Annotated in this window: 16 protein-coding genes; 7 read left to right on the top strand and 9 right to left on the bottom strand. The window is 70.4% G+C overall.

Annotation, left to right across the window (positions count from 1 at the left end; genetic code table 11):
• Both ACQPXM_RS18045 and ACQPXM_RS18050 read left to right on the top strand, forming a co-directional pair.
• Entirely contained in the window at window positions 1-939 is a 939-nt protein-coding gene (locus ACQPXM_RS18045; protein ID WP_432950037.1) for a carbohydrate ABC transporter permease, read from the top strand.
• Between the two features lie 4 nt (window positions 940-943).
• Window positions 944-1,921 (top strand): ABC transporter permease, encoded by a 978-nt coding sequence (locus ACQPXM_RS18050; protein ID WP_432950039.1) that lies wholly within the window; start codon window positions 944-946, stop codon window positions 1,919-1,921.
• On the opposite strand, the gene ACQPXM_RS18055 is transcribed toward ACQPXM_RS18050, so the two are convergent.
• Complete coding sequence (locus tag ACQPXM_RS18055) at window positions 1,865-2,707, bottom strand: hypothetical protein (RefSeq protein WP_432950041.1); 843 nt, start codon at window positions 2,705-2,707, stop codon at window positions 1,865-1,867. The genes ACQPXM_RS18050 and ACQPXM_RS18055 overlap by 57 nt on opposite strands.
• The gene (locus ACQPXM_RS18060; RefSeq protein ID WP_432950043.1) at window positions 2,707-3,981 is read right to left on the bottom strand and encodes a polysaccharide biosynthesis protein; all 1,275 of its coding nucleotides are present in this window, start codon (window positions 3,979-3,981) and stop codon (window positions 2,707-2,709) included. Before ACQPXM_RS18060 ends, ACQPXM_RS18055 begins: the two co-directional genes overlap by 1 nt.
• Before the next feature lie 67 nt (window positions 3,982-4,048).
• Between ACQPXM_RS18060 and ACQPXM_RS18065 the strand changes: the two genes are divergently transcribed.
• Together ACQPXM_RS18065 and ACQPXM_RS18070 are read left to right on the top strand one after the other, a co-directional pair.
• Window positions 4,049-5,740: a hypothetical protein gene (locus ACQPXM_RS18065; protein WP_432950045.1), complete on the top strand. Its 1,692-nt coding sequence runs from the start codon at window positions 4,049-4,051 to the stop codon at window positions 5,738-5,740.
• Window positions 5,741-5,796: 56 nt separating this feature from the next.
• Window positions 5,797-5,964, top strand: a complete 168-nt coding sequence (locus ACQPXM_RS18070) for a DUF2613 family protein (protein ID WP_432950047.1) — start codon at window positions 5,797-5,799, stop codon at window positions 5,962-5,964.
• On the opposite strand, the gene ACQPXM_RS18075 is transcribed toward ACQPXM_RS18070, so the two are convergent.
• Window positions 5,949-7,073, bottom strand: a complete 1,125-nt coding sequence (locus ACQPXM_RS18075) for a glycosyltransferase family 4 protein (RefSeq protein ID WP_432950049.1) — start codon at window positions 7,071-7,073, stop codon at window positions 5,949-5,951. The two genes, ACQPXM_RS18070 and ACQPXM_RS18075, sit on opposite strands and share 16 nt — an antisense overlap.
• Before the next feature lie 158 nt (window positions 7,074-7,231).
• Here ACQPXM_RS18075 and ACQPXM_RS18080 point away from each other — a divergent pair, with 158 nt between their 5' ends.
• Both ACQPXM_RS18080 and ACQPXM_RS18085 read left to right on the top strand, forming a co-directional pair.
• On the top strand, window positions 7,232-7,939 hold the full coding sequence (locus ACQPXM_RS18080) for a class I SAM-dependent methyltransferase (RefSeq protein ID WP_432950051.1): 708 nt from the start codon (window positions 7,232-7,234) through the stop codon (window positions 7,937-7,939).
• Window positions 7,936-12,036, top strand: a complete 4,101-nt coding sequence (locus ACQPXM_RS18085; RefSeq protein WP_432950053.1) for an alpha-(1->3)-arabinofuranosyltransferase — start codon at window positions 7,936-7,938, stop codon at window positions 12,034-12,036. The genes ACQPXM_RS18080 and ACQPXM_RS18085 overlap by 4 nt, the downstream gene beginning before the upstream one ends.
• Here ACQPXM_RS18085 and ACQPXM_RS18090 read toward each other — a convergent pair.
• Complete coding sequence (locus ACQPXM_RS18090; RefSeq protein WP_432950055.1) at window positions 11,925-13,148, bottom strand: acyltransferase family protein; 1,224 nt, start codon at window positions 13,146-13,148, stop codon at window positions 11,925-11,927. The genes ACQPXM_RS18085 and ACQPXM_RS18090 overlap by 112 nt on opposite strands.
• A gap of 13 nt (window positions 13,149-13,161) precedes the next feature.
• Entirely contained in the window at window positions 13,162-14,964 is a 1,803-nt protein-coding gene (locus ACQPXM_RS18095) for a hypothetical protein (RefSeq protein ID WP_432950057.1), read from the bottom strand.
• A gap of 100 nt (window positions 14,965-15,064) precedes the next feature.
• Here ACQPXM_RS18095 and ACQPXM_RS18100 point away from each other — a divergent pair, with 100 nt between their 5' ends.
• Window positions 15,065-16,147, top strand: coding sequence for a DUF3068 domain-containing protein (locus tag ACQPXM_RS18100; RefSeq protein ID WP_432950059.1), 1,083 nt, complete (start codon window positions 15,065-15,067; stop codon window positions 16,145-16,147).
• 61 nt (window positions 16,148-16,208) lie between these two features.
• Here ACQPXM_RS18100 and ACQPXM_RS18105 read toward each other — a convergent pair whose 3' ends face one another.
• Genes ACQPXM_RS18105 through ACQPXM_RS18120 form a run of 4 tightly spaced genes read right to left on the bottom strand, consistent with a single transcriptional unit; the run spans window position 16,209 to window position 18,941 of the window.
• Complete coding sequence (locus ACQPXM_RS18105) at window positions 16,209-17,000, bottom strand: methyltransferase domain-containing protein (protein ID WP_432950061.1); 792 nt, start codon at window positions 16,998-17,000, stop codon at window positions 16,209-16,211.
• Between the two features lie 41 nt (window positions 17,001-17,041).
• On the bottom strand, window positions 17,042-17,788 hold the full coding sequence (locus ACQPXM_RS18110; RefSeq protein WP_432950063.1) for a MerR family transcriptional regulator: 747 nt from the start codon (window positions 17,786-17,788) through the stop codon (window positions 17,042-17,044).
• A 44-nt stretch (window positions 17,789-17,832) separates the two neighbouring features.
• Window positions 17,833-18,378: an SRPBCC family protein gene (locus ACQPXM_RS18115; protein WP_432950065.1), complete on the bottom strand. Its 546-nt coding sequence runs from the start codon at window positions 18,376-18,378 to the stop codon at window positions 17,833-17,835.
• Entirely contained in the window at window positions 18,375-18,941 is a 567-nt protein-coding gene (locus ACQPXM_RS18120; RefSeq protein WP_432950067.1) for a TetR/AcrR family transcriptional regulator, read from the bottom strand. Before ACQPXM_RS18120 ends, ACQPXM_RS18115 begins: the two co-directional genes overlap by 4 nt.
• Window positions 18,942-18,972 lie beyond the last annotated feature (31 nt).

The following is an 18,972-nucleotide window of genomic DNA, read 5'->3' on the forward strand; positions in this document are numbered from 1 at the left end:
ATGACGACGACCCAGGCAGCACCCGACCGCGAGTCCGACGACTACCTGCCGGCCGCGGTCAAGGAGACCCGCGCCGACCGGATCGTGCTGATCTGCAACTACACCGCGCTCGGGCTGTTCTCGCTCGCGGTCCTCTACCCGTTGGTGTACGTGCTGAGCGCCGCGTTCAGCGAACCGAAGAACGTGCAGTCCGGCGAGGTCTGGTTGTGGCCGGTCGGCCTCAGCCTCGAGTCGTTCCGGTCGATCTTCGACTACGACGGGATCGTGCGCGGCTTCGGCAACTCGGTCGTCTACGCGATCGGCGGCGCGTTGCTGGCGACCGTGCTGACGCTGCTCGCGGCGTACCCGCTGTCGCGCCGGGACCTGCCGGGCAAGGGGCTGATCCTCGGGCTGTTCCTGTTCACGATGATGTTCAACGGCGGCCTGATCCCGAACTACCTGGTGGTCGACCGGACCGGGCTGCTGGACACCCGCTGGGCGATGATCCTGCCGACCGCGATGGCGGTGTGGAACGTGATCATCACCCGGACGTACTTCCAGACCACGATCCCGGAGGAGCTGGCCGAGTCGGCGCGGGTCGACGGGTGCAGCGACATCGGCTTCTTCTGGCGGGTGGTGCTGCCGCTGAGCAAGCCGATCATCGCCGTCAACCTGCTCTTCTACGCCGTCGCGCAGTGGAACTCCTGGTTCAACGCGCTGATCTACCTGACCAGTGAGCACCTGTTCCCGCTGCAGCTGGTCCTGCGGCAGATCCTTGTCCAGAGCAACGTCGATCCCTCCCAGGTCCGGGACGTCGCGGAACTGCTGCGGATGAAGGAACTGCAGGAACAGCTGAAGTTCTCGCTGATCGTGATCGCCACCATCCCGCCGCTGCTGGTCTATCCGTTCGTCCAGAAGCACTTCGTCAAGGGAGCCATGGTCGGCTCCCTGAAGGGATAAGCCCATGGCCACCTCAACCATCGAGCGGCCTCGGGTCGCGACCACGACCGCCGCGAAGCCCCGCAAGCACGCACAGGGGCTCGGGGCAAGGATGAGGAAGAACTGGCAGCTCTACGCGATGCTGGCGCTGCCGTTGATCTGGCTGGGCGTCTTCGCCTACTGGCCGATGTACGGCGCGATCATCGCGTTCAAGGACTACAACGTCATCGACGGGATCCTGGGCAGTCGCTGGGTCGGGCTGAAGCACTTCGAGCGGTTCGTCGAGTCGTACCAGTTCTGGCGGCTGATCAAGAACACCCTGCTGCTGCACGGGTACGAGCTGCTGGTCACCTTCCCGCTGCCGATCCTGCTCGCGCTCGGGCTGAACCTGGCCCGCCGGCGCTGGTACCGGCGGTCGGTGCAGATGATCACCTACGCGCCGCACTTCATCTCGACCGTGGTGGTGGTCGGCCTGATCGTCGTCCTGGTCGATCCGAACACCGGTGTGCTGAACCAGTTCCTCGGCTTGCTCGGCGTCGGGCCGATCGAGGTGCTGAGCAATCCCGACTGGTTCCGCCATCTGTACGTCTGGTCGGCGGCGTGGCAGACGATGGGCTTCTCGGCGATCATCTATCTGGCCGCGCTGACCGCCGTCTCGCCCGAGCAGCACGAAGCCGCGATCGTCGACGGCGCCTCGCGGTTGCGCCGGGTCTGGCACGTCGACCTGCCGGCGATCCGGCCGGTCGCGGTGATCCTGCTGATCCTCAACATCGGCGCGATCATGTCCGTCGGCTTCGAGAAGGTCCTGCTGCTGCAGAACCCGCTGAACCTGCAGACCTCGGAGGTGATCGACACCTACGTCTACAAACTCGGCTTCGTCTCCCAGATCCCGCAGTTCAGCTACGCGGCCGCGATCGGCCTGTTCCGCTCGCTGGTCGGCCTGGTCCTACTGGTCGTCGCCAACACCCTCGCGCGCCGCTTCGCCAAGTCCAGCCTCTGGTGAGCCTGCCTGCGTTGGGTAGGTAGCCAGCAGCCGGTCCCGGGCGGCCGCCTTCTCGGCCGCCCGGTCCGAGCTCCAGCTGACGTTGCCGAAGTGGATGACGCCGTGCGCCGACAGGTTCCAGTGCCGGCCGTGAGTCTTCATCACCTGCGTGAGCAGGCCGAGCGTGTCCCACCACTTGCCGCCACGCTCGGCCTGCACGGCGGCCGGGGACAGGCCGATCACCTCGACGGTCCGGCGAAAGACGTCGTCGTTGCGGAGCAGAGCACAGAACGGATGCACGCGGTCGGTGAGCTGGAGCTCGAGGGAGTACTCGATCGGGTTGGACCACTCGGCGTCCGGTGACCTGCGCACGGACTCGCGGACGTAGGAGATCGGGTGGAAGTCCTCGCCCGACGGCGGCAGCTCCCCGCCGTCGGGCGTCAGCCAGCGAGCCTGGACGGCGAAGGCCGCTGGATCAGCGGCGAGCTCGGCGGCCATCGTGTCAATGGTGCCGTCGGCGACGAAGCAGACGTCGCAGTCGACGAACAGGTAGGCGTCGTAGTCCGGCCTGGCCAGTACGGCGTCACGCAGGATCTCTCCATGAGTGGTGAGCGTGTGGCTGGTCGTGTAGCCCGTCTGCACGACCTCCACCGACTCGAAGCGGCTGAGCCGGTCGAGGTCGGTGGAGGCGTTGTCGAGCAGGACGATGTCCAGGTCCTCGCGGTCGTGGTGGTGCAGGAGCGACGCCAGCAGCAGTTCGGCGTACGGGGTGGTGCCGTGGTTGACCGTGAGGACGCAGATGCGCATCAGCTGGTGGCGGCTGCTTCGGTGGTGTTCTGGCGGTGCAGGCTGGAGGCGAGCGCGACCGAGAGGGCCAGGGCGCAGGTGCTGGTCATCGCGACGAGGACCTTGACGCCGGTCATGCCGGTGGCGATCTCGGTGCCGAGGATGACGAACGTGGCGATCGCCAGGCTGACCAGGCCGACCCAGATCAGCAGCGCCGCGCGCTTCTCCTGCTGGGCGATCGCGGCGTACACGACCAGCTGCAGTACGGCGTACGACGAACCGGCCAGCGCGAACAGCCACGCGATCGGGCCGACGGGGGCGTAGTCGGGGCCCCCGACGATCTTCACGACGAGGTCGGGCAGCACGAGCGCGCCGAGGACCGTGCAGACGCCCAGCGCGGCGACCGCCTGGATAGCCCGGCGCAGGCGCAGAGTGTCGCCCGGACTCGTGGCCAGCGACGGGAAGACGACCACGATCACGAACTGCGGCAGGAACAGGCACGCCTTGGCCACGATCACCCCGGCCGCGTAGTAGCCGCTGTCCCGGCTGTCGAGCAGACCGCGGGCGAGCAGCACGTCGGCGTTCGCGATGACAAAAAACGCCAGCAGGGTGTGGGTGCCGTGCACGGTCTCGCGCAGCACCTCCTTGACCTGCTCGATCGATCCGCCGGTCGAGCCGCGCAGCAGGTACGTGCCCAGCAGCGCCGGTACGGCGGCGCCGATCGCGAGGCCGATCATCGCCGACGTCACGCTCGGGTGGACGAACAGCGCGCCGCCGCCGAACACCAACCGGCCCACGCCGGTCGACGTGTAGACGGCCGCCAGCTCGGTCCAGTTCTTGCCGCCCTGCAGCACGCCGAGCTGGGAGCCCATCACCGTGAGGAAGCCCAGCGTCGGCGCGACCATCACGGCCGCGACGATCGAGTCGATGTGCAGCAGCCACATGATCAGCGGCGTCGCGACCAGGCAGACCGCGGTCAGGCCCACCGCCGCGCGCCGGCCGGCCTTGAGCATGCTGTCGGCCAGCGCGGCCTCGCCCGGTCCGGTGTGGGTGGCGATCCGGCGGGCGCCGGAGGCCTGCAGTCCCAGCGAGGCGACGTTGCCGATCAGCAGCAGCCCGAGCAGGGCTGTGACGGCTCCGAACTGCTCCGGAATCAGCCGGTGGACCGCAATCAAGGTGAAACCGTAGGCGGCCACGTTCATGATGGCCATACCGACGGCGACCACCGTGGCGCTGCGGAGGAAGGCCAGCTTCGGTGCGGCCGGTTGCTGGTCGGGCGTCGTGTCTGAGGTCATGAAACTTCTGTTCTGCTGGTCGGTCGGCGAGTAGGTTGCGCTGGAACAGTACTGCTAGGAGGCGGTCGTGGAGGGGGGAACCAACCGGCTGGCCCGGCTGATGCCGTGGGCCTGGCCGGTTCTGCTCACTGTGCTGATCACCGCTCCGCTGCTCGCTCCGGGGTACGTGGTCGGCTACGACCTGGTCTTCGTGCCGGACCTCACGCTACGGCGTGACCTGTTCGGTGTCACAACTGCCTTACCGCGCGCAGTTCCCTCCGACGTCGTGGTCGCGCTCCTGGACGAGGTGGCCGGTGGCGAGGCGCTGAACAAACTGGTCCTGGTCGCCGTCCCGCTGCTGGCCGGTCTCGGCCTGACGGCGCTCTGGCGGGAGTTGCGCCTCGGCGGACCGCTGGCCGGTGCCGCGGCGGCCACGCTGTACATGTGGAACCCCTTCGTCGCCGAGCGCCTCCGCCTCGGCGCCTGGGCTCTCCTGCTCGGGTACGCAGCGTTGCCGTGGCTGGTCCGCTCAGCTCTCCGCCTTCGCCGGGGCGAGGGGTGGGTCGGCTTCCTCCTGGCCTCCGCGCTCTGCGCGCTGACGGCGTCCGGCGGCATCGTGGGGCTGCTGGTCGCCGCGCTCATCCTGCTCTGGCCGCGGGGCAGCAGACCGGGCCCGCTCGTCGGAGCCGTCCTGCTCAACCTGCCCTGGATCGTCGCCGGCCTGGCCCGTACCTCGGCCGCCACGACCGACCCGGCTTCGGTCCCGGCCTTCGCCGCACGCGACGAGGGGTACGGGGGAGCGGTGCCGAGTCTGCTCACGCTCGGCGGAGTGTGGAACGCGAACGTCGTCCCCGCGAGCCGCGGCGACCTGGTGCCGCTCGTACTGGCGTTCGCCATGCTGCTGGCCTCCTGCGTCGGCGTTGTCCTGTGGTGCCGGCGTGAGCGACTCGCACTGGCGCTGGTGGTTGCAGCCGGAGTGGGACTGGGCATCGCCGTGGCCGGTGTCGTGGCTCCCGAGCCGTTCGGGTGGCTGGTGGCCCACGTCCCGGGAGCGGGCTTGTTCCGGGACGGCCAGCGCTACCTGGGCCCGCTGGCGCTCCTGCAGGCGATCGGCTTCGGTACTGCGGTCGCCGCCCTGCTGCGCTTCGCACCACTGCCCTGGCTGGTCGGAGCGACGGCTGTCCTCATGCCGATCGCCGCGCTGCCGCAGCTGGTCGGCGGAGGCTTCCGCGTCTCGCAGTACCCCGCGGACTGGGAGCGAGCCCGCCAGGTGCTCGGCGCGGACTCGCACACGGGCGACCTGATGCCCTGGCCCTTCGAGTCCTATCGCGCACCGGGCTGGAACGCCCGCCGCCCGGTGCTCGACCCGATGCCGCGCTACTTCGACAAGCCGACCGTGGTGCCGGACGAGCTGATCGTCGGCGGCCACCGGCTGGCCGGAGAGGACCCGCGCGCCGCGGCGGTCGCGAACGCGCTGCGCACCGCCGTACGGTCCGGCGCCGATCCGTCGCCGGAGCTGCTGCGGCAGGGGATCGGCTGGATCGTGGTCGACCGGGAGGCCGGTGGTCCGCAGCCGCGCCAGCTGATCCCGCGGCTCACCGAGGAGTACACCGGTACGACGGTCAGCGTCTTCCGCCTGGACGGAACGCCCGCGCCGCAGCACTTCGCGCCCTGGCGCGTCGTACTGGTCGCCGCCGCCTGGATCGCCGCGGCCGCCGTCCTGGTGGTGACGCTGCTAAGCGCTCTACCCGCCGTCCAACGCGTCCGCGCCAAGCTCTAGCCGAGTCCGCGCCTCGTTGTTACTCTTCGGTTTACTTCGAGGAGGGGACACGTTCCATGGGACCTTTGATCGGTGCTGTCATTGCGGTGCTCGCGGGGGCGGGCATCGCGTCGGCCGCGGTGATCGGTGTGGTGAAGACCGTGCAGGAAGACCCGGCCAAGCCGCCGCCGGAGGCGGCGCAGGGCCAGGCCGACGTACCGATCGTCGCCTACGGGAACAAGTAGGTCCGCTGCCGTTCGAGAGCCGGCCGGCCGGTCAGGATCCGGTCGAAGGCGCTCGCCGTGGCGGCCCAGGTGTAGGTGCCGGCACTGGCCAGCGCACCGGCCGCCAGGGCCCGCCGCCGGCTCTCGTCCAGCAACAGCGCGGTGATCGTCTCGCTGAACTCCGCGGGATCGTCCACCAGCACCCCTGACACCCCGTCCAGCACGGACTCGGTCGGCCCGCCCGCACTGCGATAGGCCACCGTCGGTACGCCGTGGCCCGCGGCCTCGCCGACCACCAGCCCCCAGCCTTCCTTCAGGCTCGGCAGGGCCTGCACCCAGGCTTCGTCGTACGCCGCGTGCTTGTCGGCCTCACTCACGTGTCCGCGGAACTCGACGGCGTCCTGCAGTCCGCGCTCGGCGACATACTCGCGCAGTGAGTCCTCCCACCAGCCGGAGCCGACGATGACCAGCCGCGCCTCTGGCAGGACCGCGCGGGCCGCGGCGACGGCGTCGACCGCGTGCTCGACCTGCTTGTGCGGCACGATCCGCCCGACGCACACGACCGTCGGTACGGCGGACTGCGGTACCTGCCGGGCCGGTGCCGGGTCGGTGCCGTTGTGCACGACCTCCACCTGCGTCCGGTCGACGCCCAGCGAGACCAGCTCGTCCCGCGAGGCCGAGGACACCGTGACGTAGCGGCAGTCCCGGTAGACCTTCGGTGCGACCCGCGACTCCAGCCACCACCCGAACCGCCCGCGCCAGCCCGGGTACACCACCGGCCACTGCTCCTGGTGCACGTGATGGACCAGCACGACGACGCCGGTACGACGTACGAGGCGGGTAAAGAATGGCAACCCGTTCTGCACGTCCACCACCCGGTCCGGCCCGCGCAGCACCGTGTGCAGCAGTCCTTGCAGGTACACGGTGACTTTGCTGCCCCGGTAGAGATAGCGGACGTCGTGACGCCGCGCCTCCCGCGGGCTGCCGGGGTACGCCGCGCACAGCACGGTCACCTGCCAGCCCATCTCTGCAAGGCCTCTTGCGACCTCCTCCACGTACCGCTCCGAGCCTCCACCTTCCGGATTGGTCGTGTCCCGCCAGTTCAGCAACAGCACGCTCTGTCCGCGCACGCGGCAACCCCCACCCTCGACGTAGCTACCCCCGGGTAATGGGCGGCGAGGTTACCAGGGAGTAACGATGTCCGCCAGAGCTCGCGAGATCGGTTATCGTCCCGCCTGTGCGCGTTGCGAGCTCGAGCCCAGACACCCCGGTGAGGTGGACCGCCGACGTGCGTCGCGCGCTGCGGTTGTTCCGGGCCTTCGGGGTCGAGCAGAGCGACCCAGACACCTTCTACGGAACGCTCGCCGCCGACTCGGTCGGCCAGCTCTCGGCGTACGCCGAACTGCGCGGTGCGCGGATGCTCGACGTGGGCGGGGGACCCGGCTACTTCGCCGACGCGTTCCGGGCCGCCGGGGCTCGCTACTACGCGATCGACTCGGACCTGGGCGAGCTCAGCGGTCGTGGCGAGCCCTCCCCGGGCACCGTGCTCGGTAGCGGGATGGCGCTGCCGGTCGGCGACCAGCAGGTCGACATCTGCTTCTCCTCGAACGTGCTGGAGCACGTGCCGGACCCGTGGCTGATGGCCGACGAGATGGTCCGGGTCACCAAGCCCGGCGGCACGATCTTCCTGTCCTACACCGGCTGGTGGGGTCCGCACGGCGGTCACGAGACCGCGCCCTGGCACTACCTGGGCGGTGAGCGGGCCGCGCGCCGGTACGAGAAGCAGCAGGGCCACCCGCCGAAGAACAGGTTCGGTGAGTCGCTCTTCCCGATCACCGTTGCCGGCGGACTGCGCTGGGCCCGGCAGTGCATCGACGCTGAGCTGGTGGCCGCGGTGCCGAGGTACCACCCGCGCTGGGCGTACGGCGTACTGGCTGTGCCCGGGGTGCGCGAGGTCGTGACCTGGAACCTCGTCCTGGTGCTTCGGCGCCCATGAGCGGCCTACTGCGAGGACCACTCAAGCGACTGAGGGCGGGCAGCCCGGAGCAGGTGGTCTGGCGAGCGCGTCTCGTGCTGGGCTGCCTGCTGCTGATCGCGCTGTGCTTCCACCAAGCGCCGGGCAAGATCGTGCCGGACACCAAGCTGGACCTGACCGCGAACCCAGGCGCGTTCCTGGCGCGGGCACTGCACCTGTGGGATCCCCAAGGCGCGTTCGGCCAACTGCAGAACCAGGCGTACGGCTATCTGCTGCCGATGGGACCGTTCCACTGGCTGCTGGACGTGGTGAGCGTGCCGGGCTGGGCGATCCAGCGGCTGTGGTGGTCACTGGTGCTCTGTACGGCGTTCGTCGGGGTCTGGAAGCTCGCCGGAGCACTCGGGTACGGCGCTCCGTGGGCCCGCTTCACCGTCGCTCTGCTCTACGCGCTCAGCCCACGGATGCTGGGCGAGGTCGCGATCACCTCGATCGAGGTCTGGCCGCTCGCGATGGCGCCCTGGGTGCTGCTGCCGCTGGTGACGCCGCGCGCCCGCTCCGGGTGGTGGCGGGTCGGCTGGTCGGCGGTGGCCTTCGGTCTGGTCGGGGGAGTGAACGCGGTAGCGACCGGCGCCACGCTGGTGCTGCCCGCGCTGTGGCTGCTGACCCGCCGGCTGGACCGGTCGACGCTCAAGCTCACGGGCGCGTGGTTCGGCTGCATCGTCGCGGTGTCGTTCTGGTGGCTGGTGCCGTTGCTGCTGCTCGGCAAATACAGCCCGCCGTTCCTGGACTGGATCGAGAACGCCGCGACCACCACCAACACCGCCAGCATCTTCGAGTCGTTCCGCGGCACGTCGCAGTGGCTGAACTTCCTGGCTACGAGTGGTGGACCGAGCTGGCCCGCCGGCTGGTTGTTCGTCACGCAGCCGGCGCTGATCATCGCGACCGCCTCGGTCGCCCTGCTCGGCCTGGCTGGGCTGGCGATGGGCTCGCTGAAGAACAGGGGCTTCCTGCAGCTCTCGGTCGTCGTCGGCTTGCTCCTGCTGACGCTTGGCCACCACAGCTCACCCCTGTCCGGCCCGGTGCAGGAGCTGCTCGACGGGCCGCTCGCAGCGCTCCGCAACACCCACAAGTTCGAGCTGGTCGTGCGGCTGCCGCTGGCCCTCGCAGCCGCGCACGCACTGACCAGACTGGCGAGCTGGGCCACTGCGAAGGGGGGCCAGCGCCAGTTGGTGCCCGCGCTCGCCGCCTGCCTGGCCGTGTCCGTGGCGACTCCCGCGATCTTCGCGCAGCTGCCCAGACCGGAGAGTTACGAGGCCATCCCCGCGCACTGGCGTGAAGCCGCGTCCTGGCTCGACAGCCAGCCGACGACCGGCAGCGTGCTCGTCGTACCGGCTGCGTCGTTCGCGGACTTCACCTGGGGCTCCACGAAGGACGAGCCGTTCCAGGCGTTGCTGAAGCGGCCGATGGCGGTCCGCGACGCCGTACCGCTCGGATCAGCCGGTACGACGCGCTGGCTGGACGAGGTGGAACGCCGCCTCGGCTCCGGCGTCGGCGACCGGACGCTGCAGCAGACACTGGCTCGCGCCGGAGTCCGGTACGTCGTCGTCCGCAACGACCTCCGGTACGACGCGCAAGTGAGTCCGGCGATCGCGGTGCACGAGAGTCTGGCCGAGGCGGGCATCGCACGGGCGGCGTCCTTCGGCCCCGCGACCGGGAGCTCGATCGAGTCGCCCGGAGTGACGCTCGACGAGCGGACCCGGCTGCCCTACCCGAGCGTGGAGATCTACGACGTCGGCGACGTCAGCCCAGCCCGGCTGGTCCCGCAGTCCCAGCTTGTCGCGGTGCGCGGCGGCTCGGAGGACGTGCCGTCGGTGCTGACCGCGCTCGGCGGCGACCGCGAGGCCGTGCTCGCTCCGGACGCCACTGCCGCCGGACTCGAACTGCCGCTGGTCCAGACCGACGGCCTGCAACGGCGTGAGGTGTCCGTCGGCCGCCCGGCCGAGAACTACTCGCCGGTGATGACCGCGAGCGACCCGGGCCGGCTGAACCGCAAGACGCTCGACTACCTGCTCGACCCACCGTCGGAGCCGACGACTCGGGTGTGGGACGGCGGGATCGCCGACGTGCGTGCCTCGTCGTCAGCGGCCGACGCCGGCGCGACCCTGCGGACCGGACCGGGCAACGGCCCGTTCGCCGCTGTCGACGGCGATCCGTCGACCCGCTGGATCTCCGGAAGGTTCGGGCGCGGCAGCGGCGAGTGGCTGGAGCTGGACTTCACCGCGCCGCGCAAGGTGTCCGACCTGAAGGTGCAGTTCTCGCTGCGGGCGCCGACGACCGATCCCGTTCGCACGCTGCAGGTGGAGACCGACGCGGGAACGCTGACGACAGTGGTCGCGGGCACCGACCGGCCGCAGAACGTCCCGGCGCCGGACGGCTTCACGCAGCGGCTGCGGCTGAGTGTCGGCGTCACGGACGGCAAGAACCCGAACGGTGTCGCGATCGCCGAAGTGATGCTGCCCGGCCTCGCTCCGGTCAGCCGGCTCTCGGTGCCGGGTGGCCTGCCGAAGCAGCCGGACGCAGTGGTCATCCGCACCACCCAGAGCGGTCGCTCGGCCTGCCTGCACGCCGGCGTACGGCCGTTGTGCCGGCAGAGTGTCGCGAAGGACTCGGAGGAGGCGACCGGCCTCTATCGCAGCGTCGACCTGCCGGACGCAGCGTCGTACAAGCTGCAGGGGACGGCGTTGCCGCGGGACGGTGCTTCGCTCGAGCGGCTGCTGGAGGTGCCCGGCGCGGTGACCGCGACGGCCTCCTCGCGGGCGGTCACCGCGCCGGAGGGCCGGCCTGGTGCGGTGGTCGACCAGGACCTGGGCACGGGCTGGGTGGCGGCGCCGGACGACCTGCGGCCGACCCTCACGCTGAAGTTGCCGGGGTTCCGCAAGTTGCAGGGCGTGCAGTTCCTGAGTGACCCCCACCTGGCCGCGGCCCGGCCGAGTGAGGTGGAAGTCCGCTTCGACGGTGGTACGCCGGCAACGCTCAAGGTGACGCCAGAGGGGTTCGTGACGTTCCCCGACCGGTTCACGGCCGTCCGCTCGGTCGAGCTGACCTTCACCGGCACGCAGGAACTGATCGATGTCGACTCCGCGACCGGGCTGTCGCGCCGGCTTCCGGTCGGTGTCGCGGAGCTGCGCATCCTCGGCGCGAACGACCTGCGCAAGGCGATCAACCCCAACGCCACCACCGGTGCGGTGTGCGGATTCGGGCCGACGGTCCGCGTCGACGGCGTGCCTGCGGCGACCAAGGTGGACGCCACGTTGCGGGACGTGCTGCAGCGGCGACCGGTGAAGTACTCGCTGTGCCAGCAGCCGTCGGTGCCGCTGCAGGCCGGGCGGCACACCCTGGATGTCGTTGCCAGCAAGGACTTCACACCGGTCGAACTGCGACTGACCAGGACCGATGCGGCGATACCGGCCGAGGCTGCGGCCCAGGGCGTCAACGTCTGGCGGCCCAGTCCGTCCGAGCTGACGCTGGAGGCTCCGCTCGCCACGGAGGACTCGGTCCTGACCGTCGCGCAGAACTTCAGCAAGGGCTGGGAGGCGTACGACGGCACCGGTCGCAAGCTGGTGCCGATCCGGGTCGGGGGATGGCAGCAGGGCTGGCTGTTACCCGCTGGGCCCGAGCAGCAGATCACTGCGCGCTTCGTCCCCGACCGTGAATACCGCGCCGGCCTGCTCGTCGGACTGGTCGCTCTCGTCCTCGTCGCCGGGCTCGCGATCTGCTCGCGTCGCCGGTCGAGGCACTCCGGCCACCGGCTGCGGGAAGCTCAGCGGTTCGGCCCCTGGCTCGCGACGGTCCTCGTGGTGGTCGCCGGCACCTTCATGGCCGGCTGGATCGGTCTCGCCGTCACCGTCGTCGCCGCAGCGTTGGCCTGGTACCTGGACGGCCGCAGGATCGCCCTGATCGGTGCGGTGTGCGTAGCGGTGCTGCTCGGTACGGCGGTCGCCGCGGTTCAGCCCTGGCCGGACGGCGGCGCCGGACTGACCTCCGGAGTCGTCCAGGGATCGGTGCTGCTCGCCATCGCACTGGCCGTGCTGTCGAGGCCGACCGGCGAGACGTCGTAGGACCGGTCCCGGCGGCCGAGCCGCATGATCGGCCGCTCCATCAGGTAGTAGCTCGCCGCGGCGACTCCGGCGGACAGGATCAGCGTCGGCCAGAACAGCAACGCGAAATGGCCCTGGAACGGCTTGATGCCGAAGACCTGCTCGACCAGGCTCAGCACGATCAGGTGGTAGCAGAACACGCCGAACGAGATGTCTCCGGCGACGTGCCCGATCGGGCCGCCGAGAATCGCGGCGGTCCGTTGCGACGGGGTGATCGCGGGGAACACCACGCACGCGGCGATCGCGGTGTAGAGAAGGCTCTTCACGAACGCCTGGCCGGCGCTCGACGAGGTCAGGTCGTACGGGCCGGCGATCGGGCCGGCCGCGATCAGCAGCAGGGCGGCCGCGACCGCCCAGATCGTGCCGGGGATCGTGGCCAGCGTGTCCAGTGCGGACGTCCCGAGCCGTCCGCTGCTGCGGGCGACCTGCCAGAGCGCGAAGCCCATGCCGACCGCGAACCAGCCGAGGTACCCGGGCAGCCAGAGCCCTGCCAGCGGGTGACCGGTCGCGTTGACGGCGGCCATCCAGATCGGCCCGAGCAGCGTGAAGCAGGTCAGCACCGCCAGCCGGCGGCGTACCGCCTTGCGCGTCGGTCGCTCGTAGCTGATCAGCAGCCGGGCCAGGAACGGCAGCAGCAGGTAGAACGCGCCCTCCGTCGCGAGGCTCCACATCTGGGTCAGCCCGTCGGCGGCCGGAGAGTCGACGTAGATCTGGCTCAACGACGCGTGCCGCAGGTACGTCGCCCAGGTGACGCCGTCCTGCCGGGGGACCAGCAGCGCCGCGAACACGACGGCCACCCACAACGCGGGCAGGATCCGCAGCGCCCGGTTGCGCAGGTACGGCAGCAGCAGCGGCGGCTCGGTCTCGCCGAACCAGGCGACGACGTACGGGCGGTACAGCAGGAAGCCCGAGATCGCGAAGAAGATCGCCACTCCGACGTCGAGCCGCGACAGCAGGCCGGCGAAGGGGCCGTTCAGCGCGTCGCCGCTGTGGAAGCCGACGTGGGTGGTCAGCACCGCCAGGGCGCCGACGGCCCGCAAACCGTCCAGGGCGGGGAAGCGCGTCCGTCTCATCGGGTCACCTGTCTCATTGACTCACCTGCGGAAGTCCGATCTCGACGCCGCCGATACAGAGGTTGCTGTCCGGGTCGGTGGTCCGGATCCGGACGGCGGCGAGGTCGGTCGCCGGTGCCGGGCCGAGATACGCGTTCGCCAGGCTGGCCGGCCACGCGGCGGCGGACGCCGGTACGGCGACGGCCCGGCCGTTCGTGCCGACCAGTTCGACCTCGACGGTGTGCTCGCGGATGCTCAGGTAGCTGACCTTCGCGAACCACTTGGCCGTCGGATGGTCGGTGGTGGTCGCCCGCAGCGGCAGGGTGATCGTGTGCGCGCCCTGAAGGTGCACCGAGCAGAACTTCTTGCCCTTGGGCGGAACGACGGCCTTGGCCCAGGTGGTCAGGTGCGCCGGGCGGATCCGGCCGGTCTCGTCGACCATCCGCGGCTCGCTGGAGGAGGACTGGAGCTGGAAGGGAATCCCAGCCGTCCGGAGCACGGGGGAGATGCGCGGATCGCGGGCCAGTGCGACCGTCGCGACCGTTCCGGGCAGTGGGGTGTCCCACAGATTCACCGCCGGGCCGGCCGCCTCGAGCTCGGCGCGCAGCGTGCTGAAGTACGGCCGGGCCGGGTTGTCGTCCCACAGCTGCGCGAACGTCGCGAGCGAGACGACCGCGCCGACGGTCCAGGCGAGCAGCGCACCGGCGGCGACGAACGGCGCGAAGCGGACCGCCGGCATCGACCGCGCGGTGAGCACGACGGCGAGGGTGAGCGGGATCGCGAGGTCGGACCAGTAGTGGTAGTGCACGGTGAAGGCACTGCCGAACACGCTGAAGCGCCCGTACGAGACGAGCATCAGCGTCACCGCGGTGTAGACGCCGACCGCCGCCCAGAGCAGCAGCACCCGCCGGTCCCGGCGCCACGCGATCACCAGCAGGACCGCCGCGACGATCCCACCGAGCACCGGTACGACGGCCGGCGCGTCCGCGAGGCCGAACGCTCCGGACCGGCTCCAGGTCCACGGTCCGCCCGCGAGCGCGCCGAGCGGTACGGCGAAGGACCGGCCGGCCAGCTCGACCAGGTCGGACCAGCCCGGCAGCCGCCCCGCCGACGGGTTGCCGTGCGTGGCGTACAAGATGCCGAAAGCAACGATCGAAGCGGTCAGCGCGGCGGCGTACGGCCAGGTCCGGCGCAGCCACACCCGCAGCGGGACCTCGCGCAGGTAGAGCGACAGCGCCAGCGCGGTGACCAGGATCAGGCCGGACTTCTCCCAGCAGGTCAAGGAGATCAGCAGCGAAAGGGGGCCATAGGCAACGGCTCGGCGGCGGTGACCGGTGGACCAGTCGACGGTCGCGTGCAGCAGGAGCAGACCGAAGACGTGGGCCGGAAGATTGTTGACGCCGCTGGACAGGGACATGAACGACGGCATGCTGAGCGAGGTCAGCGCGTAGACGACCGTCCCGATCAAGACCCACCAGCTGGAGCCGAGCAGCCGCAGCAGGAGCAGGCCGAGCAGCACGATCGCCAACGCCTGCAGGAGAATCCGCCAGGCGACGGTGACGTCCCAGTTCAGCGGCGCCAGCTCGGCGAACGTCGCATAGACGAAGCGCAGGCCCGGTGCGATGTGATCGTTCAACGGCGTCAGCAGCTCGCTCGGCGCGAAGCCCCGGCCGCCCTGCACGAGGAACTCGAGGTCGTCGCTGAGCCAGTGGCCGCGGCGCGCGAGCAGGCCGAGCACCACCGCCTGGACCACCGCGACGGCGACGATCGCGGCGCGCAGGACCGCCGCCTCGGGCGCCGTGCGGCCGCGTGCGAACGTGGCTTGGTTCCCCCTCATGGGGCCGGACGATATCTCAGTTCGGATCCACCGCGGACGATCTCTGTTCAAGGACGCTACTCGCTGGTAGCGTCCCGCGGACAGACCGGGAGGGGTTGTTGTGGGGAATCGCAGTCGCATCGTGCTGCTGGCACTGGGAATCTTCTTCGTCGGGGTGGCCGTGATGGCCAGGTTCTACGCCTATCCGACGCTGGCGGTCGCGCCGCCGGACCAGGTCGCGCACACCACGTCCAAGACGACGCAGGACGGCACGGTGTTCGTGGTGGCCACGCAGCAGGAGACCCAGCTGCCGCTGACCTCGACCCGGACCGTGCGCGGCGACGTGGTCGCGGCCGAGAAGATCAGCAAGGCGCTGGACCGCAAGGTGGTGGTCTTCGACACCGCGGTGGTCACCGACGACGACCCGGCGTACCAGTTCCCGAGCGAGGACGACGCCAAGCGGGACGAGAAGGCGCCGCTCAGCTTCGTGCAGGAACGGGTGGTGCTCGACGCGCACACCGGCGAGGCGGTCCGCTGGGACCCCGATCCGGCCAAGGACAACAGCGGTGAGTACATCACCACGACGCTGAACTCCAAGGACCGCAAGCGGCCCGGGGACCCGGTCTTCAAGGGGCACGAGGGGCTGGTGCTGAAGTTCCCGTTCGGCACCCAGAAGAAGACCTACAAATTCTGGGACAGCACGCTGCGCAAGGCGTTCCCGATCGAGTTCCAGGGTGAGACCGAGCTGCTCGGGCTGAAGGTCTACAAGTTCGTCCAGGTGGTGCCGAAGTCGGAAGTGCCGCAGGTGACGCCGCTGAAGGTGCCGGGCGCTGTGATCGACCTCAAGGGCCAGCCGCTGGTCGAGGTCCAGCGCAGCTACCAGAACACCCGGACACTGTGGATCGAGCCGGTCACCGGCGCGATCATCAAGGGCGAGGAGAAGCAACTCGCCACGATCGACTACCAGGGTGAGGCCAAGATCACCGCCACCGACGCGACGATCGGGTACGACGAGGCGACGGTGAAGAAGAACGTGGAGGGCGCGCAGGTCGACGGGCGGGCCGAGGGCGGTTACCAGGAGAAGGCCTCGCAGCTGAACCTGATCGGCTACTGGGTGCCGTTGCTGTCGCTGATCCTGGGCCTGGTGCTGCTCGCGGGGGCCGGGTTCCTGTGGCGGCGGCCGAAGGCGCGTCGCGCGGCCTGAGCCCGGCCGCGGGTCCCGACTCGGCCGGCGGCTCGGATCGCTTCGGCCGCCGGCGGGGTGATCAGGCCTTGTGGGCGGACCAGATCGCGGTGCCTGGGACCAGGCGGCCGCGGTCGGGTCCCCAGCCGCCCCAGATCCGGTCGTGCCCGGCCGGCCACTCCGGTTCGAGCAGGTCGTCGACGACGAAACCCGCGCCGGTGATCGCGCGGATCCAGTCGCCGGTGGTCCGGTGGTGCTCGGCGTAGACCGCGACGCCCTGCTCGTCGACCTCGACGTACGGCGTCCGGTCGAAGTAGGACTGGGTGATCCGCAGGCCGGCCGGGCTCGGGTCGTCCGGCATGCTCCAGCGGATCGGATGGGTGACCGAGAACACCAGCAGGCCTGACGGTCTGAGGGTCCGGGCGATCTCGCGCAACGCGGCTTCGGCGTCGGCGACGAACGGGAGCGCGCCGAAGGCGGAGCAGGCGATGTCGAAGGTCTCGTTCGCGAACGGGATCGCCGTCGCGTCGGCGGCGACCGTGCGGACCGGCGTACCGGTCTTGCGGTCCAGTGCCTTGCCCAGCTGGAGCTGCTCGACCGAGATGTCGAAGGCAACGACCCGGGCGCCCTGCTTGGTCAGCCAGCGGGAACACTGCGCCGCGCCGCAGCCGATCTCGAGCACGCGTTTGCCGCGCACGGGGCCGAGCAGTTGAGCCTGCTCCTCGTCGACGCCTTCGGGGCACCAGACGAAGCGGTCGTCGCCGAGGAAGGCGCCGTGTTCGTCGAGGTACTCGCTCGCCGCGGAGTCCCAGTAGGTCCGGCTGGCCCGCGAGGTCTGCGCCTCGGTCAGCTCGATACGTTGCGGCTCGACCACGCGGTCACCCTATCCCGGGGGTCTGCAGCCCCCCGGGACGCTCACAGGCGGGCGTCCGCGTAGACGTTCATCGCGTCGCGCAGGTACTCGACCAGTGAGTCGTCGCCGGACCCGATGTTCTGCCGGAACCGCTCGTCGTCGACGTACAGCTGCCCGAGTCCGCGGTAGGCCTCGGCGGTCGGCGTCCAGAACAGGCTCGTCACCTCGAAGTGCAGCTGGACGACGTCCTGCACGCGCTGGTCGGACACCTGCGCGCCGGCGGCCTTCAGGACGGCGAGTTCCTCGTGCACACGGCCGTACCCCGTCCGGGCCTTCTCCGCGTCGTCGGCGGACCACGACTGCATCCTGCGGTAGCTCGCGTCGACGGCGTCGTCACCCCACCGCTCCCGCGCCTCCGCCTCGTACGGACTGTGCTCGAAGCCCTCGAACACCTTGTCGGGTGCCATCTCTCCTCCTTTCTCGATGTTCTCGATGGTGCGTTCGACGGTCCGGACCAGCCGCTTCAGCCGGAGCTGCTCCCCGACGAGCCAGTCGCGATGCCGGGCGAGCACCTCGACCGTGTCCTGCCTGCTCTGCCGGGTGATCACGTCCGCGATCACGTCGAGGCCGAGCCCCAGCTCGCGCAGCAGCAGAATCCGCTGCAGTCGCAGGAGCTGCTCCTGCTCGTAGTACCGGCGTCCGTTGCGCGCGGTCCGGGCCGGCTCTAGCAGCCCGATCGCGTGGTAGTGCCGCAACGTCCGCGCGGTCACCCCCGAAGCCTTCGCGACCTCGGCGATCGACCAGCCCATCCCGTCCTCCCATCGACTGACGGCTACGACGCTAAAGGCTGCCGCTACGGCAACTTCAACTCGATTCGACCGGCGATCGCCCGGTTCATCGCGTGGAACTGCGGCTCGATGGTGTCGCGCAGCATGCCGGTGGTGAACGGCACGGCGACGCCGCGGAAGGTCTCCTCCTGGATCAGCTTCGAGCGGCCGCCGGGCAGGGCCTCGATCCGGAAGGTGTGCTCGCCGTCGAAGACGCCGCCGAAGCCGATCCGGCCGATCCAGCGCAGCTCGCGGCCCGGGTCGACCGCGAGCAGCTTCGGGCTGAACTCGGTCTCCTTGCCGTTGGTGTCCCGCAGGACGTTGGTGATCGTGCGGCCCACGACGAGGTCCCCGGTGGAGGAGACGATGAACGGATTCCAGCCGGGATAGGACCCGCGGTCGGCGAGCACGCTCCAGACCTGGTCGGGCGTGGCGTCGATCTCCAGTTCGGTGCGGATCACGGTCGGGCGGGCGATCGCGTAGACGCTGTAGCCGATCAGCAGGACGAGCGACGCGCCGAGCGCGATCAACAGGCGGCGGCGTACGGGACTCCGGCGGGCGGTGACGGTCATCTGGGCTCCTCAGGGCCGAGGACGCTGCGCACGAGCGTCCTCACGTAGTCAGGCGTGAGCGGCTCGCCGGTGACGAGGAGCCGGTAGTACAGCGGGCCGACCAGCTGATCGACCAGTACGGCGGGCGCGACGTGGTCGAGCACGAGCCCGGCCTGCTGCGCCTTGGCGACGACCGCGGTGACGGCGCGATGCCGGTCGGCCCAGAGCGCGCGGACGCTCTCGCCCACGCGCGGGTCTCGGGCGGCCGAGGCGGCCAGGTCGGCGATCAGGCCGCTCGGGGCGTTGGCGAGGCCGGCGGCGATCGCGGTGACCAGTTCGGTGAGATCCCGGCGCGGATCGTCGGACGGCTCGAACGGGACGTCTCCGCGCAGGTTGGTGATCAGCGCGACGACGAGCTCGGCCTTGGACGGCCAGCGCCGGTAGAGCGTGGTCTTGGCGACGCCGGCGCGCTCGGCGACCCGGTCGACCGACAGTCCGCCGTACCCGCCTTGGCGGAGTTCCTCGGCCGCGGCGGCGAGCACCCTGCCTTCGATCGCGGTGTCCCGGGGGCGGCCTCGTGTCATGGCATTTACGCTACCGCAGTAGCGTAAATAA

Source organism: Kribbella sp. CA-253562, from assembly GCF_050942265.1.
GTDB lineage: Bacteria > Actinomycetota > Actinomycetes > Propionibacteriales > Kribbellaceae > Kribbella.

Bases quoted from the DNA above. Each gene is read 5' to 3' on its own strand.
- ACQPXM_RS18045 (WP_432950037.1), top strand. From the start codon at position 1: ATGACGACGACCCAGGCAGCACCCGACCGCGAGTCCGACGACTACCTG.
- ACQPXM_RS18050 (WP_432950039.1), top strand. From the start codon at position 944: ATGGCCACCTCAACCATCGAGCGGCCTCGGGTCGCGACCACGACCGCC.
- ACQPXM_RS18055 (WP_432950041.1), bottom strand. From the start codon at position 2,707: ATGCGCATCTGCGTCCTCACGGTCAACCACGGCACCACCCCGTACGCC.
- ACQPXM_RS18060 (WP_432950043.1), bottom strand. From the start codon at position 3,981: ATGACCTCAGACACGACGCCCGACCAGCAACCGGCCGCACCGAAGCTG.
- ACQPXM_RS18070 (WP_432950047.1), top strand. From the start codon at position 5,797: ATGGGACCTTTGATCGGTGCTGTCATTGCGGTGCTCGCGGGGGCGGGC.
- ACQPXM_RS18085 (WP_432950053.1), top strand. From the start codon at position 7,936: ATGAGCGGCCTACTGCGAGGACCACTCAAGCGACTGAGGGCGGGCAGC.
- ACQPXM_RS18090 (WP_432950055.1), bottom strand. From the start codon at position 13,148: ATGAGACGGACGCGCTTCCCCGCCCTGGACGGTTTGCGGGCCGTCGGC.
- ACQPXM_RS18095 (WP_432950057.1), bottom strand. From the start codon at position 14,964: ATGAGGGGGAACCAAGCCACGTTCGCACGCGGCCGCACGGCGCCCGAG.
- ACQPXM_RS18110 (WP_432950063.1), bottom strand. From the start codon at position 17,788: ATGGGCTGGTCGATCGCCGAGGTCGCGAAGGCTTCGGGGGTGACCGCG.
- ACQPXM_RS18115 (WP_432950065.1), bottom strand. From the start codon at position 18,378: ATGACCGTCACCGCCCGCCGGAGTCCCGTACGCCGCCGCCTGTTGATC.
- ACQPXM_RS18120 (WP_432950067.1), bottom strand. From the start codon at position 18,941: ATGACACGAGGCCGCCCCCGGGACACCGCGATCGAAGGCAGGGTGCTC.